This is a genomic window from Leptolyngbya sp. AN10, assembly GCF_050565645.1.
GTDB lineage: Bacteria > Cyanobacteriota > Cyanobacteriia > Leptolyngbyales > Leptolyngbyaceae > Leptolyngbya.
Genome location: NZ_JBNXVP010000012.1, coordinates 154,236 through 168,974 on the forward strand (window position 1 = coordinate 154,236; position 14,739 = coordinate 168,974).

Genomic DNA, 14,739 nt, shown 5'->3' on the forward strand with positions numbered 1-14,739 from the left:
GCTGGTCACGAGTGGAATGATGACCGTTAATTGAGCGAGACGGTTGCGCTCTTCTCCTCGGATGGCTTCGATTTGCGCGATCGACGGAAGTGTTCTCGCATCTCAGCCACGATCGGCTCCATGCCATTCGCATTCATGCCGCTTTTCTTGGCATAGTCATAGACGGTTAATGCTGCCGTATAGGTTTGACTGCCGACGAGCATACAGGTATCGTCTACCATGTCATGAAGCTGAGTCAGGCTCATCAAAATTTGGTTGAGATCTTGAAACAGTTCCAGGTCTTGCCGCATTTCCTCGACATCAAACGATCGCGGTAAAAAGTCGGGATTGTGACTGGCAAGATTCAGGGCAGTGCTGACGAACGATCGCGATTTAGGGCTGAGTTTCGGCAGCGATGAGCGTTCTTCCGCAACTAAATCGATTAGAAAAGGGAGATGCTTTTGGATCGTGGTGATGGCTTGTGCGATCGCGTCTCGATCGGCTTGAGAAAGGGTGGCGCTAATAGTCATCTGAGTCTATCGAGAATAAAAGGACTCTCCCAATGTGATAAATATTACAAGCAGTGTGCAGAGGGTTGTGACCCCTCAGTTGGATTTAGCGCGATCGTGACCAGACGAATAGACAAGAGACGTTGTTGAGAGGAGCAGCATATTCTATCAATTGGATATCGATCGAACTTAGAATCTGCGCTAACGAGCGGGAGTTGAGTGACGATCGCACGACTCTGATTGCTGCCTAGAACAGGGCTTCTAAATTTCGTCGTCCGCTGACAACTCTCAAAATTTCGATTCTGACCAACCCGTTTATTTCACTCACTCGGTACAGAATAATAAAGCCACGTAATGCTAACCCACGTAGATCAGGACGAATGTGAGCATAACTCCGTCCGATGTTGGGAAAGCTCACGAGTTGCTGACATTTTGTATTGAAGGCGATGAGGAACTGTTCGCCTGCTTCCACATTGGTTTGTAAGAAGTAATCAGAGATATCGTTGAGATCCCAAATTGCTTCATCGGAAATAACATATTGACTCATTCTGGACTCTGCCGCGCCTGTCGAAACTTATTAAGAAGTTGATTGACCGCAGTTTCTCCATCTGTACCGCCGTTTTGCTCCAAGGATTGAATCGCAGCATCTACTTTTTGGCGAGTCGATTCGATCCAGGCGGGATCTTCAGTTAAACTTTGCTCCTCCCAGTCGTCGAGAAGTTGAAAGGCTTGTGCGAGAAGATCATCAAGAGTTTGATAACGTCCACTTTGCAACTTCTGTTGAATGATTTGGGCTTGTTCGGGAGTGAGAGTAATGTTCATTGTCTGAACAATTATGATGATTTGCCTTTAGTGTAGCACTGGAGAGTTTGACAAATTGCGCTCTTGATCCCGAAGCGTACTTTCCAAAACTCTCAGCGTGGAAGGTCGTTGAGTGCGTCCAAGACACTTGCGCTGAGTACCACAAAGAACTAAACATTTTCCGTAATCCAAAGCATCGAAGCGAATCCTGTGTTATTTCTGTAAGAAATCGACGCAGTTCCTCTTTTTGCTAGTCCCTATGTCGCAATCGATGACGCATGATGAACTCTTGAAGCTGATTGACCAAGCGGCGGCGGAAGGCTGGGAAGAGCTTGATCTGTCGGGAAAGGGGCTAGAGTCTTTGCCATTGGAAATTGGGAAACTGACAGGGTTAAAGTCACTTAATCTTTTTGACAACCAACTGACGGTCATCCCGGATGCGATCGCCCAACTGACGAATCTCACCACGCTTTACCTCTCTTTCAACCAACTGACGGTCATCCCGGATGCGATCGCTCAACTGACGAATCTCACCACGCTTTACCTCTCTTTCAACCAACTGACGGTCATCCCGGATGCGATCGCTCAACTAACAAATCTCACCACGCTTCATCTCTCTGGAAACCGACTGACGGTCATCCCAGATGCGATCGCTCAACTAACAAATCTCACCACGCTTTTCCTCTCTAGCAACCAACTGACGGTCATCCCGGATACGATCGCTCAACTAACAAATCTCACCACGCTTCATCTCTCTGGAAACCGACTGACGGTCATCCCAGATGCGATCGCTCAACTAACAAATCTCACCACGCTTGACCTCTCTAGGAACCAACTGACGGTCATCCCGGATGCGATCGCTCAACTGACGAATCTCACCGAGCTTTCCTTCTATAGGAACCAACTGACGGTCATCCCAGATGTAATCGCTCGACTAACAAATCTCACCACGCTTTCCCTCTCTAGGAACCAACTAACGGTCATTCCGGATGCGATCGCCCAACTAACAAATCTCACCACGCTTGACCTCCTTAACAACCAACTGACGGTCATCCCGGATGCGATCACTCAACTAATAAATCTCACTGAACTTTCCCTCTTTGGCAATGAACTGACGGTCATTCCGGATGCGATCGCTCGACTAACAAATCTCACCAAGCTTGACCTCTCTAGGAACCAACTGACGGTCATTCCGAATGCGATCGCTCGACTAACAAATCTCACCAAGCTTGACCTCTATAACAATCAACTTGCGGTCATTCCGGATGCGATCACTCAACTGACGAATCTCACCACGCTTTCCCTCTCTAGGAACCAACTGACGGTCATCCCAGATGCGATCGCCCAACTGACAAATCTCACCACGCTTGACCTCCTTAACAACCAACTGACGGTCATCCCGGATGCGATCGCTCGACTAACAAATCTCACCACGCTTTCCCTCTCTAGCAACCAACTAACGGTCATTCCGGATATGATCGCCCAACTGACAAATCTCACCACGCTTGACCTCTTTGGCAACCGAATCACAGAAATCCCTTCATCCATCACATCACTTTCTGAGCTAGAAGAACTTGATCTGCGTGGCAATCCACTTAGCATTCCAAGAGACATTTTAGACCCACCAGAAACATACGGACTGCCAGCCGCAAAGCCGATTCTCGACTACTACTTCACCGTCCGCGACCCCAACCAAACGACCCACCTCCACGAAGCCAAACTCCTCATCGTCGGTGAAGGTGGAGCCGGAAAAACCAGCCTTGCCCAAAAGCTGCTAGACCCCGACTACGAACTCACCCCCGAAACCGAGGATACCTCCACCCAAGGCATCGACATTCTCAAATGGGAATTTCAAGGTACAAACGGCAAAGACTACTGCATCAATATCTGGGACTTCGGCGGACAAGAAATCTACCACCAAACCCACCAATTCTTCCTCACCGATCGATCTCTCTATCTCCTCGTCGCTGACAGCCGCAAAGAAGACACCGATCACCCCTACTGGCTCAACATCGTTCGCCTCCTCAGCGACAACAGCCCCGTCCTCCTCATCCAAAACGAAAAACAAAACCGCACCTGCACCCTCAACCTACGAGAACTCCGCGCCGAATTCGATAAACTCAGCTTCCCCACCCCCATCAACCTCGCCGACAATCGCGGACTCTCCGACCTCCGCAAAACCATCCAACGCGCCCTCGAAGACCTGCTCGGTGACGGACTCCCCTTCCCCAACAGATGGCTCAACGTCCGCCACAGCCTCGAAAACGACAACCGCAACTACATCCCCCTCACCGACTACGAAGCCACCTGCCGCCGCCACGGAATCACCGAGCGGAGCGAAATGCTCGATCTCAGCCGCTTCCTCCACAGTCTCGGCATCTGCCTCCACTTCCAAAAAGATCCCATCCTTCGCAACACCTTCATCCTTAAACCCAACTGGGGAACCGCCGCCGTCTACAAAGTCTTAGACAACGATCGAGTCAAACAAAACCTCGGACAATTCCATAACTCTGACCTTGCCGAAATCTGGAGCAGTCCCGAATACGCCAACCTCCACCACGAACTGCTGCAACTAATGAAGGAGTTCAAAGTCTGCTACGAAATCCCTCGCCGTCCCGGTTACTACATCGCCCCTCACCTGCTCAGTCCTGCCTCCCCAAACTACCCTTGGGACAGTACTCACAATCTCACGCTCCGTTATCGCTACCAAGGCTTCATGCCCAAAGGTATTCTGACCCGCTTCATTGTCGAAATGCACCGCCAAATCGAAAACGTCTCCTGTCCCGGTGAAGCGCTCGTCTGGAAAACGGGAGTCGTCCTCACGAATGGCAGTGCCCGCGCCGAAATCCTCGAAAACCAAACCCATCGCGAAATCCAAATCCGCGTCTCTGGCAACCGCCCCCGCGATTTTCTCACCGTGATTAATCACCAATTCGAGGAGATTCACGCCAGCTTCGACGATCGCTTAAACTACGACACCCTCATTCCTTGCAATTGCAACATCTGTAAATCCAGCAAAACTCCCTTCACCTTTCCGCTCGATCGCCTCTACACTTGTCTCGATCGCGGTCGCTATCAAATCGAATGCCATGAAAGCGGCGAAGATGTTCAAGTCCGTGGCTTAATCGATGGCGTAATTGAACCTTATTTCAGTGAACCTGATTCGCCCGATTTCAATCCCAACCTTGCCTCTTTCCGAAAGCGCGATCGCAGATTCCGTAGTTATCCAAAACGTGATCGACCGATTGTGATCGAAAACCACATCCACAACACTAATCAACAGGCAGAAAACATGAATAATGACAAAATCTGGAACGGCGATCGCATTGATGGCGATAAAGTAATGGGTGACAAAGTAGCAGGTAATAAACAACAGATTGGAACAGTACAAGGCGATGCGATCGCAGGAAACAAAATTGTTCATTCCCAAAACCTTGCTCAAGCAGCCCAAGATATCAAATCGCTCCTGGATCAAATCTCTGCGGCTGATAGCACAAACAACAATACTTTAGTCGCTATCAAAGCGATCGAGGAAATCGAGAAGAATCCCACTTTAAAAGCCCGAATCATTAATGCTGGCAAAGAAGCTGGATTTGCTGCTCTAGACGCTGCTGTTGATCACCCTGCCGTTAAAATCGTCACTGCTGCAATCAAAGGCGCGATCGAAGCTTCATAGTCCTTCTAGAGAACTACGAAATTAGTCTTGTGCTGCAAAGACTTGTGCTGCGGTAACTGTGAGTTCGGGGAAAGTGGGGGAAACAATGCGATCGTCCCCTCGAAACGCCTTCATCTCGTATTCTCCATCCTCCAAAGAACAGACGAACACGGCAGGCTGTTTCGGATTGCCAAGAAATCGTCTTCCTCCGATCGCCGCATAGTCTACAATCCAATATTCCTGAATGCCTAGTGCTTCATAATCTGCGAATTTCTTGAAATAGTCATCCCGCCAGTTTGTACTCACCACTTCAAGAATCAGTTTGATCGAAGCACCATTCTCGATCACAGAGGACTTATTCCAGCGAGGCTCATGTGCCGTGGCTTGCTTATCCAAAACAATCCCATCCGGTTCGTAACCCGACCCTCCGTCCGCCGAACGCACAATACATTCTCTAGGAATGGCATAAGGCAGGTTAAGCTGACGGAGTTCAGAGTTCAGTTCACCACTGACAAATCCAGCAACATAAGAATGCGGTCCACGCGGCTTTGGCACTTCAACAATCACTCCTTGATGCAGTTCATAGCGCATCTCAGAGTTTTCTGGATACCATTCGATAAATTGATCAAATGTCACCGTCTGCCGTAGTGCCTGAATCATGGCGGCTCCAATGAATTGCAACTCATTGTACTTAAGATTCGGTCGAAGCGCGATCGCTTCCAACTAAAACACGCGATGCTGCAAAGAAGGCATTTGTCGTCGGACTTGTTCTAATCGACCTGGAACAATTTCCGCGATCGCAACTCCCGGCATTTCCCCTGCATCCGCTAAAATCACACCCCACGGATCAATAATCATCGCGTGACCGTGAGACTGTCTCAATGAATTGTGCCGTCCGGTTTGTGCGGGTGCGATGACATAACACGTATTCTCGATCGCTCTTGCCTGTAACAAGACTTGCCAATGGTCCTTCCCGGTATGAGCCGTGAATGCTGCGGGAACAAACAGCACCTCAGCACCCATCTGAGTCATCTGGCGATACAGTTCTGGAAATCGCACATCATAGCAAACCGATAAGCCAATATTGCCAAGCTCTTTAGACGGATGAATTGGGGGAACTCTCGTACCTGCGACCACCGTTGCCGATTCGCGATAAGTATTGCCATCCGGGAGATTCACATCGAATAAGTGAACCTTCTCATAACGCGCCAGTTCTTGACCATTCGGAGCTACAAGCAGCGCTGTATTGTAGACTTTGCCCTGTTCAACCGGAACCGGATAGCCGCCGCCCAAAATCGTCACCTGAAAGCGTTGCGCCATTGTTTTGAGAAACTTTTCGCTCTCAACTGCGATCGAGTTTGCTTGAGCAATCTTCGCCTCTTCATCTCCTAAAAACGAAAAATTTTCTGGCAAACCGATTAACTCTGCCCCACGTCGAACAGCTAAATCGATCAATTCTTCTGCTTGCGCCAAATTCTTTTGCAGATCAGGCAAGCTATTCATTTGGACAGCGGCAGCTAAGTAAGGCTTCATGGGATCAACTCACGGGGTATCGCTGGAAAAAAGTGATTGTACCGGGGATTTAAAACAGCTTTAAGTGAGCCACCAAACTCGATCGCTCACTTACTACTTTAAATCGCGTTGATCCCGATCGATCTAAGTTCTCTGAGAATCCGATCGCTCTGGCGGATTGTGATGCACAACTAAATGCACCATCGAGTTAATCGTTCCGGCAATTCCACCTACCAACAGAAACAGCATCAACATCGCTAATGCGGAAAAGGGGGAAAGCACAAACGTTAGCAGCAACGTCATCACTAAAAGCGACACAACTGCGCGATTCATATTCGGTCTCCTGCAAAACTTGAAAGCTGTTTTTACGTTAGCAACGCAACTGTTCGATCGACCTCTAACGAAAGCAGCACTTTAATTTATTCACAGACGAAAAGCGTAAGATTCCTTCACAGTTATGTCACGAACATTCAAGTTATGATCACGCCTATGAGTCGATTTGAGCGATCGTCTCAGTCATCTAAACCTGCTGAATTTCCCCGGCAATACCTGTTATGAACGATTGGCAAAAGGATTGGTTTGAAATGTTTGACACGATCGCGGATCAAATTGAAGGATTCTTGCTCGACGTGGCGCAGGATATGACCGATGCCATGAATGATTTTGTTGAGTTTTCCGAAGAAGTTTCGATGCAACTCAACACAACATTTGTGGATGAAATTGAGCAATCGATTACCGTGTTAGTCAGTCCGATTCTCGAAGCTTATTTTGGAATTGGTGGCGCGATCGAAGAGTTCACCCAGCCTGTGACCCAAACCGTTGAACCGATGTTAAAACAGCATCCAGCTTGTGTCGGTTGCCGCCATTTTCACGGGCAATACTACGGGGATAGTTTATTAGTCTGTGGAATGCACCCGTATGGAATGGCAGAAGGTGTGGAAACCTGCCCGGATAAAGAAGCCGTAACTTGGGGCGTGTTCCACGCTGATGATTCTGAAAATTGGTAATGCGATCGCATTCTTGTATGAGTGCCCTCCGAATAGAATTCGCCCAGGCATTCGGAGGTCTACTACATTCGAGGACGGGGAGCCGAAGCCATCCGAGACACCGGAGCGGTTGCGGCTCTCCGATTCACATGACCATTCGGAGCAGGCAGCGCAGCATTCAAAATCTCTAGATTCAGCCGATAACCGACATTGCGAACGGTCTGAATCAAATTCGGCTGACGTGGATCGATCTCAACCTTTTTCCGCAGCGACAGCACATGAGTATCGACCGTCCGAGGATTGTCAATTTCATCGGGCCAAGCGCGTTCAAGTAACTCCGATCGACTCAACGCCGATCCCCCCGCCTGCGCCAACACATAGAGCAGACTAAATTCTTGCGGCGTTAACTCGATCAATTCCCCTTTGAATCTCACGCGACGATGCACGAGATCAATCTTCAGATCGCCAAAATCCAGATTGATCGGAGGAGCCGCGATCCGTTGCCGACGCATCAGAGCTTCCACTCGTGCAAGAAATTCCTGCATTCCGAACGGTTTGGTTAAATAATCATCCGCACCCGATCGCAATCCTTCGACAATATCCGACTCTGCCGTTCGTGCCGACAACATTAGAATCAAGCACTGCTGCTGTTGTAACCAGCGACAGAACTCCAGACCGCCCCCTGACGGCATTTCGGCATCGAGAATGACGAGATTGGGCTGACGCAGCAAAAACACTTCCCGCGCCTGATGCAGATCAGCGGATTGGTGCACTTGGTAGCCCGCCTGCTGGAGATGCCATCCGAGCAGCGATCGCAGGTGCGGATTTCCTTCAACGATTTGTATGTGAATGGCTCCCACGGGGGCTGATTTCCTCAAAATGCTTGAGATAAGGGTATCAGAGCTTTATCGATGCAATTTGTAACGGGTGCTACTCAGCTAGACTCAGGTTGTACTACGATCCGTTTCCGAATATTCCAATCTGTAGATTTTCGATACAAAGCGAGAGACAGTGAGCCGAAATGTTAAGCTTAGGTAATACCAAAGTGAGTCAGATGTCAAACGGCATCTATTCTTCTCGTCGATCGCATTATGCTTCAAGATTCTTTGACGATCCGCTACTACCAACGCCTCTCCGACAACCTAGTCGAACTCTGGAACCGTGGCTATCGCTTTGATGATCTGCGGCTCTATTTAGACGGTTACTTGTCTGCCCTCAGACACGCGAGTGTGTTGGAACCCTACCAAATCAACCGTCTTGAGGAGGAAATAACTCGCTACATCTATGATCCGTCGAATTTCGATGCCGTGATGCCAGAACCCGATTACCGATAGAGAAGAAAGGGGCGCGTGTGTGCCCCTTCTTTATTGGAATTAGGAGGCGAGTGCGACTTCTACGAGTTGTTGCAGTTCGCCTTTCTGGTACATCTCGATCATGATGTCCGAACCGCCAATAAATTCCCCATTGATGTACACCTGGGGAATCGTGGGCCAGTTCGAGAATTCTTTGATGCCCTGACGGACTTCGGGGTTTTCTAGCACGTCTACGGTTTCGTAAGGGACTCCGAGCGTGTTGAGAATTTGCACGACATTGTTAGAGAATCCACACATGGGCATGAGTTTAGTGCCCTTCATGAAAACCATGATTTTGTTGGTGTCAACCAGGTTTTTGATTTGTTGTTGAGCGTCTGACATAGGGATTTAAGAGGGGGTAAACGTTAGTTTTTGGTCGCCCATTCTTCGGGCGTGAAGGTGTTGAGGGAAAGCGCGTGAATTGCCTCGGTGGAAAGCGCCTGTTTCACCGCACCATAGACGAGTTGATGCTGTTGAACGCGCCGTTTTCCAGCAAACTCAGAAGAGATGACCGTGACTTCAAAATGCTCACCATCGGGACTATTGACCGCAACTTGAGCATCCGGTAATCCTGTTTTGATCATTGCCTCAACTTGATCCGGGCTAATCATTCTTTCTCCTCGTGATTGATTCGCGACTGTTTCTTCTCTAGTCTAGCGGGAGATGCCAGAGAATTTTTATCGCGATCGTCGCCATTGCTGAATTGCTTTTTGTGCTTCGGCATACACTTCAGGGCGATCTTTGGGCACGAGTTGGGCGGCAGCGATCGCTTGCTGAAACTGCTTCTGTGCGGCTCTTTGGCGGGCAATGTCAAGAATATTCCGACTCCAGCGATCGATGTCTTGTTGTGCCTGAGCATAAAGCGGATCGCTCGGCGGAATTTCACGGGCGCGGACGATCGCTCTACTCGCATCGGAGGCAAGAGTGGGCTTGATCAGCGATCGGGCTTCATTCAGAATTTGAGTCGAAGATTCGGTAGTCGGACTCGGAGATGCCACTGCTGTTGGAGCAATCTGAGTCTTCGCAGTTTGTTGCTGTCCGCCCATAAACGCTGACCAATTTCGGAACAAAACACCGAGCAGTAAGACCAATAGAATCGCACTGCCGCCAAATAGAAGCCGTTCCCAAAACATCTGATCCTGACCGTCGGATTCTGGAGGAATCGGAGAAGAAATCGGAGCGGGATCAGGAATCGGATCAGACAGAGTGAGATCGGGAACTGGCTGAGAAACTGTTAAATCAGGAGCCGGGTCAGAAATCGTTAGATCTGGTATCGGCTCTGGATCATGGATTTCTACTGGGTCAAGTCGGAATTGATCGGGAATTTCTTCTTGAGATGCTTCTGCGGTTGCGCCCATGATCGTGGACGGATTGATGAAATCACCGAATGGAGAATCACTCTCGCTTGTGAGATACAAGTCATCTTCGATCGCGAACGGATTCGAGTTTGCTGCCACCCAAGAATCGGTTTCCGCCCAATTCACAGGCATGACCACTTGATAAAGCTGGTCGGGATCAGAAACGACGAGAACCGGATCTTGTAGCGGTCGATCGCTGTGATCACATAGTTCTGGTAAGCGCAGTTTGAGAAAATCTTCGAGAGCAGACAGCGTTGAACATTGATGCGATCGCAATCCCTCCAACAACGCCTGAGTAAAGAGTCCGTGATTGTAAGCGGGCGCTTCATGAGAAAACTGTTCTGGACGGCAAGAAAGCATCGTAGGGATGCCATACTCCCGTGATAATGCAGCCGTTTGAGACCCAATTTTCTCATTGGAAACCGACGAAGAACGATTGAAATCGAGCAGGACAAAAATCTTTTGAGTTGGAAGCGATCGTAAAGTTTGAAAGAGAGTACGAACCGAGAATCCGGTTTCTTTAACGCGATTGGGATCAGCATCGATTGGTAATAGAAAATCTTCACCATCGACACAAATTCCATAGCCGCTGAAGTAGCACCATAAGCCATCTTCGGGCTGAATCTTTTCCTTGATAACTTTTATCCAATACTGCAAATTCTCGTGATTTGGATCAGTGGAATGTCCGAGTAAATCCGGAGAAGTATCGGTGAGTAGTAAGCAATGATCAGGTAAAAATCCAGCATCACTCACCAGACTTTCACAGAGAGATTGGGCATCCGGTTGGGCAAAATGAAGAGGTTGAAGGAACTGGTAGTGATTGATTCCGACTGCGATCGCCCAATAATTGCTCATCCCGATACCTCAACTGTTTAGAAAGATTCGCGCAAACACATCATAGAAAAAAACTGCTTTTTTGCAGCAAAAATCTATCCGTCAACTAACATGATTCACAACTTTTCCCGTATTGTTCGTTTTTTGACTTCTCCTATGAATTTTCGTTCTTCGGTGGTTCTGAGTCTACTTACGCTTGGATGTGGTGTTTCAGTTTGGGGAATCGAAGCGATCGCGAATCCGGTCTCCGTTCAGGCTTATACGGCTCGGATGGAGGTAATGCTCGATCGCACTGCCAATGAGACGTATGAAGGAATGGTGCGTCGGGCGGAATTGGTCGCACGAACGGCAGCGCAACGGGGATTCGATCGGGATTTGTTGGCGGATCAGGTGTCGGTGATTGTGGTGGGACGTAATGGCGGAATGGCGGCTCCGGTCGTTACGTTGTGGGTGACGCGATCGCAGTGGCAGCAACGTCCAGAGGTGCGACGCTGGGCAACGTATTATCGGAATTCGTCGGCGCTATTGGGATTTTAGCGATCGACCTTGCTCTGACTTTAGAGCAGTAGAAGTTTAGATTAGGACATCCTCGGAGTCGCCCCCAAACCCCCAATTCTGGGGGCTTAAGACTCTTGCTCCCCCAAACTTGGGGGCTGGGGGGCGAGAGATCTCTGCAATGACCAACTCGATCGCATTTTGCTTCATTTAATGCGCGTACATCTGATCCAATCGCAGAAACGTTTGTAGCAACACATTCGTCCCTTGAGCGCATTCTTCAGGCGACGTATATTCCTCCTCAGAATGACTAATTCCCGCCTGACTCGGAATAAAAATCATCCCCATATCCGTCACCCGTCCAATCTCTTGAGCATCATGCCCCGCACGACTCGGAAGCTGCATATTCCGCAACTTCAACTCCTGGCACACTTGCTCGATCGCATTCATAATTCCCGGTGCTGCCAACGTCGGAAGAATGTGTAACGTTTGACGCATCTCGATTTCGGTTTCAGTGGATTGAGCGATCGCATCAATTTCCGTTTTCAACTGCTCGACCAATTTTTCTAAATGCGACTGCGACAAATCCCGCAAATCAATTCTCAAATCGACTTCACCCGGAACCGTATTCGTCGCATTCGGAGAAACAGTGAGATAACCAACTGTTGCAACCTGATCGCCTGGAGTCTCTACCGCGATTCGATTTACCGCAAGAACAATCTGTGAGCCAGCAACTAGAGCATCCTTTCTCATATTCATCGGAGTGGTTCCTGCATGATTCGGGCGACCTTTGATCTTGAGCGCGAATCGATACTGACCAACGACACCGCTCACAACTCCGATCGGCAATTTTGCATGTTCTAATACGCCACCTTGTTCGACGTGTAATTCGACAAAAGCAGCAATATCACTCCGTTTTGCGGTAGTAATCTTTGACCAATCGCCGCCCACTTTTGCCAAACAGTCTTGAATCGGTGTCCCGTCTAAGCGGACATAGTAAGCGGGATCTTCGTGAACTTCACCCGCGATCGCTTTACTGCCAATCACCGATCGTTCTTCGTCACTGAAGATAATCACTTCGATCGAATGATCCAACCGAATGTTATTTTCTCTCAGCGTCCGAACCACTTCAATTCCGGCTAATACGCCCAAACAGCCATCAAATGCACCACCAACCGGAACCGTATCAATGTGCGATCCAGTTGCCAATACGGGCGCATTCGGAAACTTGCCTTCGTAGCGTCCGATCACATTTCCAGCCGCATCAATTCGAGTGGTCATGCCTGCGTCTTCCATCCAGGCTTGAACTTGATTTCTGGCTTGCAAATCAACATCGGTAAAAGCAATTCGGCAGACTCCACCGTTTTCGAGTTTGCCGATCGAGGCGAGGTCAACAATACTCTGATTTAAGCGATCGCTATTGATCGTCAAACGTGCAGTAGTTAAGGATACGGGAGTCATTGTCATACGTTCACCTGTTGTAAGAGTCGAAAGTAAGCAATCTGGGAAATTTCAGAGATCGCTTGACGCATTTCGTCGGGTTGGGAATGTTGAAGTCGGGTTTCAAACGCTTCGAGAATGCTGGATTTGGTGTGGTTTTTCACAGCAATAATGAAAGGAAACCCGAATTGAGATTTGTACTGATCATTCAGTCGGTGAAAGCGATCGTATTCTTCGGGAGATAAGCGATCGAGTCCGGCTCCAGCTTGCTCTTGAATGGATGCTTCCGCCATTTTTGCTTTGCTGCCTAGATCCGGATGGGCACGAATCAGAGCTAACTGTTGCTCATTGCTCATTGAATTCACAACCGTCAACATTTTTTGATGAAGATCATCGACATCAGTAAACGGTCGCTGCTCCCAAGCTTGAGAAACGATCGTTGGAGTTTGTTCAAAGATCTCGCCTAATGCTTTTGTAAAGGTGGATTGATCCATCTGATTGAGTTGTGAGAGCGAATAAGGCATCAGTGCATCGGTCCTGTCAAAATGGTTTTCGCGATCGCGCTGGTGACATCACTGGGCGATTCTGTTCGCAGTTGGTCGTACCATTGGGCGGTGAGTTCAGGATCTTTTCCGTGGATCATTTCGGCACGACTGCGGGCTTTCTTGACGATCGAACTGGTGCGATCTTTCCGCGCCTTCTCGTATCGCTTCAGGGCATCTTGAACGCTGATATTGGTAGTCATTAGAAAATGGGTCAGCATATAGACATCTTCGAGCGCCTGACAGCCTCCTTGACCGAGATCAGGACAAGTCGCATGAGCGGCATCACCGAGGAGGGCAACTCGACCGCGCACCATTCGATCGACAGGTCCCACATCGGAAATCTCCAAGCGATTCGTTTTTTCAGGATCAATCCGCTGAATCAAAGTTTGAACGGGTTCTGCCCATCCTTTGAAATGTTCGACCAGTTCCGATCGAATTAATTCTGGTGGCGCACTCGTTCCGATCGGCAAGGGCACATCGAAGAAGAAATACAAGCGATTTCCCCCGACAGGCATCATTGAAGCGCGTTGATGATTGCCGACGTAAATCGTCCAGGTATTCGGGGGAGTAATCACTTCATCGAATTCGACCAAGCCATTCCAGTTCACATAATCGCGATACGTTGGATGGACTTCGTGTTCGAGGACATATTCACGTAATGTCGATCGAACTCCATCGGCTGCAATGACTAAATCGCCAGTCGCTTGATGTCCATTGTCAAACGTCGCTGTCACTTGATCCCCGTGTTCTTCGACTCCAACACAGCGATATCCCAAATTCACAGTTCCAGGAAACGCTTCTAACAGCATCGCTTGTAAGTCGGCTCGTGCGACCGGATAAGGACGCTGCCCGACTTCCTCGATCAAAGGCTGGAGGTGAATTTGGTTTAGAACTTCGCCCTGAAAGCCGAGATACTGCATCTGATTCATCTGACCGCCGATCGCGGCGATTTTCTCTCCCAATCCAAAGCGATTCAGGACTTTGACACCATTCGACCAGAGCGAAATTCCTGCACCACGGGGACGAAGTTCTTGAGCGCGTTCGTAGACTTCGACTTCATAGCCCGCTTGAGAAAGTGCGATCGCAGCCGTCAGACCCCCAATTCCCGCACCAATTACCACAACTTTTAAGCGATACATAACCCATTCCCCCTAGAAACTGAGCGGACTCTCAAGCAATGCTGCGGTATATCTTGATTGTCACAGAATTTAAGAATACTGTATACAGGTAGATCTAGCAGTCACCATTGAGAGAGATTTATGGCGCGATCGTT

General features: G+C 49.0%; 17 protein-coding genes. 4 read left to right on the forward strand and 13 right to left on the reverse strand.

The annotated features are described in order from the left end of the window. Nucleotides 1–26 precede the first annotated feature (26 nt). The 3 genes from ACQ4M5_RS18555 to ACQ4M5_RS18565 form a co-directional block, all read right to left on the reverse strand. Nucleotides 27–509: a hypothetical protein gene (locus ACQ4M5_RS18555; RefSeq protein WP_430677150.1), complete on the reverse strand. Its 483-nt coding sequence runs from the start codon at nt 507–509 to the stop codon at nt 27–29. 226 nt (nt 510–735) lie between these two features. Next, nucleotides 736–1,035, reverse strand: a complete 300-nt coding sequence (locus tag ACQ4M5_RS18560) for a type II toxin-antitoxin system RelE/ParE family toxin (protein ID WP_430677151.1) — start codon at nt 1,033–1,035, stop codon at nt 736–738. Continuing rightward, entirely contained in the window at nt 1,032–1,310 is a 279-nt protein-coding gene (locus tag ACQ4M5_RS18565) for a ribbon-helix-helix domain-containing protein (RefSeq protein ID WP_430677152.1), read from the reverse strand. Before ACQ4M5_RS18565 ends, ACQ4M5_RS18560 begins: the two co-directional genes overlap by 4 nt. A gap of 238 nt (nt 1,311–1,548) precedes the next feature. On the opposite strand from ACQ4M5_RS18565, the gene ACQ4M5_RS18570 reads away from it, so the two are divergent. Beyond that, the gene (locus ACQ4M5_RS18570) at nt 1,549–4,965 is read left to right on the forward strand and encodes a leucine-rich repeat domain-containing protein (protein WP_430677153.1); all 3,417 of its coding nucleotides are present in this window, start codon (nt 1,549–1,551) and stop codon (nt 4,963–4,965) included. A gap of 21 nt (nt 4,966–4,986) precedes the next feature. Here the strand turns inward: ACQ4M5_RS18570 and ACQ4M5_RS18575 are convergent, their stop codons facing one another. The 3 genes from ACQ4M5_RS18575 to ACQ4M5_RS18585 form a co-directional block, all read right to left on the reverse strand. Next, complete coding sequence (locus ACQ4M5_RS18575; RefSeq protein WP_430677154.1) at nt 4,987–5,604, reverse strand: Uma2 family endonuclease; 618 nt, start codon at nt 5,602–5,604, stop codon at nt 4,987–4,989. 63 nt (nt 5,605–5,667) lie between these two features. Then, nucleotides 5,668–6,477, reverse strand: a complete 810-nt coding sequence (locus ACQ4M5_RS18580) for a carbon-nitrogen hydrolase family protein (protein ID WP_430677155.1) — start codon at nt 6,475–6,477, stop codon at nt 5,668–5,670. A gap of 123 nt (nt 6,478–6,600) precedes the next feature. Further along, nucleotides 6,601–6,789: a hypothetical protein gene (locus ACQ4M5_RS18585; RefSeq protein ID WP_430677156.1), complete on the reverse strand. Its 189-nt coding sequence runs from the start codon at nt 6,787–6,789 to the stop codon at nt 6,601–6,603. Nucleotides 6,790–7,010: 221 nt separating this feature from the next. On the opposite strand from ACQ4M5_RS18585, the gene ACQ4M5_RS18590 reads away from it, so the two are divergent. After that, complete coding sequence (locus tag ACQ4M5_RS18590) at nt 7,011–7,463, forward strand: hypothetical protein (protein WP_430677157.1); 453 nt, start codon at nt 7,011–7,013, stop codon at nt 7,461–7,463. 62 nt (nt 7,464–7,525) lie between these two features. Here the strand turns inward: ACQ4M5_RS18590 and ACQ4M5_RS18595 are convergent, their stop codons facing one another. Further along, nucleotides 7,526–8,302: a response regulator transcription factor gene (locus ACQ4M5_RS18595; protein ID WP_430677158.1), complete on the reverse strand. Its 777-nt coding sequence runs from the start codon at nt 8,300–8,302 to the stop codon at nt 7,526–7,528. Between the two features lie 231 nt (nt 8,303–8,533). Here ACQ4M5_RS18595 and ACQ4M5_RS18600 point away from each other — a divergent pair, with 231 nt between their 5' ends. Further along, complete coding sequence (locus tag ACQ4M5_RS18600) at nt 8,534–8,776, forward strand: DUF6761 family protein (RefSeq protein ID WP_068384969.1); 243 nt, start codon at nt 8,534–8,536, stop codon at nt 8,774–8,776. A 39-nt stretch (nt 8,777–8,815) separates the two neighbouring features. Here the strand turns inward: ACQ4M5_RS18600 and grxD are convergent, their stop codons facing one another. The 3 genes from grxD to ACQ4M5_RS18615 form a co-directional block, all read right to left on the reverse strand. Beyond that, on the reverse strand, nt 8,816–9,136 hold the full coding sequence (gene grxD, locus ACQ4M5_RS18605; RefSeq protein WP_430677159.1) for a Grx4 family monothiol glutaredoxin: 321 nt from the start codon (nt 9,134–9,136) through the stop codon (nt 8,816–8,818). A 23-nt stretch (nt 9,137–9,159) separates the two neighbouring features. Continuing rightward, nucleotides 9,160–9,405: a BolA family protein gene (locus tag ACQ4M5_RS18610; protein ID WP_430677160.1), complete on the reverse strand. Its 246-nt coding sequence runs from the start codon at nt 9,403–9,405 to the stop codon at nt 9,160–9,162. Between the two features lie 66 nt (nt 9,406–9,471). Beyond that, nucleotides 9,472–11,007: a caspase family protein gene (locus ACQ4M5_RS18615; protein WP_430677161.1), complete on the reverse strand. Its 1,536-nt coding sequence runs from the start codon at nt 11,005–11,007 to the stop codon at nt 9,472–9,474. A gap of 135 nt (nt 11,008–11,142) precedes the next feature. Here ACQ4M5_RS18615 and ACQ4M5_RS18620 point away from each other — a divergent pair, with 135 nt between their 5' ends. Then, on the forward strand, nt 11,143–11,523 hold the full coding sequence (locus ACQ4M5_RS18620) for a hypothetical protein (RefSeq protein ID WP_430677162.1): 381 nt from the start codon (nt 11,143–11,145) through the stop codon (nt 11,521–11,523). Between the two features lie 168 nt (nt 11,524–11,691). Here the strand turns inward: ACQ4M5_RS18620 and ACQ4M5_RS18625 are convergent, their stop codons facing one another. From ACQ4M5_RS18625 to hpxO, 3 genes are read right to left on the reverse strand one after another with little or no spacing between them, the layout of a single operon-like run. Beyond that, a complete protein-coding gene (locus ACQ4M5_RS18625; RefSeq protein ID WP_430677163.1) occupies nt 11,692–12,948 on the reverse strand; it encodes a Zn-dependent hydrolase in 1,257 nt (418 codons plus the stop codon). Continuing rightward, nucleotides 12,945–13,445, reverse strand: a complete 501-nt coding sequence (gene uraD / locus ACQ4M5_RS18630; RefSeq protein ID WP_430677164.1) for a 2-oxo-4-hydroxy-4-carboxy-5-ureidoimidazoline decarboxylase — start codon at nt 13,443–13,445, stop codon at nt 12,945–12,947. Before uraD ends, ACQ4M5_RS18625 begins: the two co-directional genes overlap by 4 nt. Continuing rightward, entirely contained in the window at nt 13,445–14,605 is a 1,161-nt protein-coding gene (gene hpxO / locus ACQ4M5_RS18635; RefSeq protein WP_430677165.1) for an FAD-dependent urate hydroxylase HpxO, read from the reverse strand. The genes uraD and hpxO overlap by 1 nt, the downstream gene beginning before the upstream one ends. Nucleotides 14,606–14,739: the final 134 nt, after the last annotated feature.

Bases quoted from the DNA above. Each gene is read 5' to 3' on its own strand.
- ACQ4M5_RS18610 (WP_430677160.1), bottom strand. From the start codon at position 9,405: ATGATTAGCCCGGATCAAGTTGAGGCAATGATCAAAACAGGATTACCG.
- ACQ4M5_RS18565 (WP_430677152.1), bottom strand. From the start codon at position 1,310: ATGAACATTACTCTCACTCCCGAACAAGCCCAAATCATTCAACAGAAG.
- ACQ4M5_RS18575 (WP_430677154.1), bottom strand. From the start codon at position 5,604: ATGATTCAGGCACTACGGCAGACGGTGACATTTGATCAATTTATCGAA.
- ACQ4M5_RS18570 (WP_430677153.1), top strand. From the start codon at position 1,549: ATGTCGCAATCGATGACGCATGATGAACTCTTGAAGCTGATTGACCAA.
- hpxO (WP_430677165.1), bottom strand. From the start codon at position 14,605: ATGTATCGCTTAAAAGTTGTGGTAATTGGTGCGGGAATTGGGGGTCTG.
- ACQ4M5_RS18590 (WP_430677157.1), top strand. From the start codon at position 7,011: ATGAACGATTGGCAAAAGGATTGGTTTGAAATGTTTGACACGATCGCG.
- ACQ4M5_RS18585 (WP_430677156.1), bottom strand. From the start codon at position 6,789: ATGAATCGCGCAGTTGTGTCGCTTTTAGTGATGACGTTGCTGCTAACG.
- ACQ4M5_RS18625 (WP_430677163.1), bottom strand. From the start codon at position 12,948: ATGACAATGACTCCCGTATCCTTAACTACTGCACGTTTGACGATCAAT.
- uraD (WP_430677164.1), bottom strand. From the start codon at position 13,445: ATGCCTTATTCGCTCTCACAACTCAATCAGATGGATCAATCCACCTTT.
- ACQ4M5_RS18580 (WP_430677155.1), bottom strand. From the start codon at position 6,477: ATGAAGCCTTACTTAGCTGCCGCTGTCCAAATGAATAGCTTGCCTGAT.
- ACQ4M5_RS18620 (WP_430677162.1), top strand. From the start codon at position 11,143: ATGAATTTTCGTTCTTCGGTGGTTCTGAGTCTACTTACGCTTGGATGT.
- ACQ4M5_RS18615 (WP_430677161.1), bottom strand. From the start codon at position 11,007: ATGAGCAATTATTGGGCGATCGCAGTCGGAATCAATCACTACCAGTTC.
- ACQ4M5_RS18600 (WP_068384969.1), top strand. From the start codon at position 8,534: ATGCTTCAAGATTCTTTGACGATCCGCTACTACCAACGCCTCTCCGAC.
- ACQ4M5_RS18555 (WP_430677150.1), bottom strand. From the start codon at position 509: ATGACTATTAGCGCCACCCTTTCTCAAGCCGATCGAGACGCGATCGCA.
- ACQ4M5_RS18560 (WP_430677151.1), bottom strand. From the start codon at position 1,035: ATGAGTCAATATGTTATTTCCGATGAAGCAATTTGGGATCTCAACGAT.
- grxD (WP_430677159.1), bottom strand. From the start codon at position 9,136: ATGTCAGACGCTCAACAACAAATCAAAAACCTGGTTGACACCAACAAA.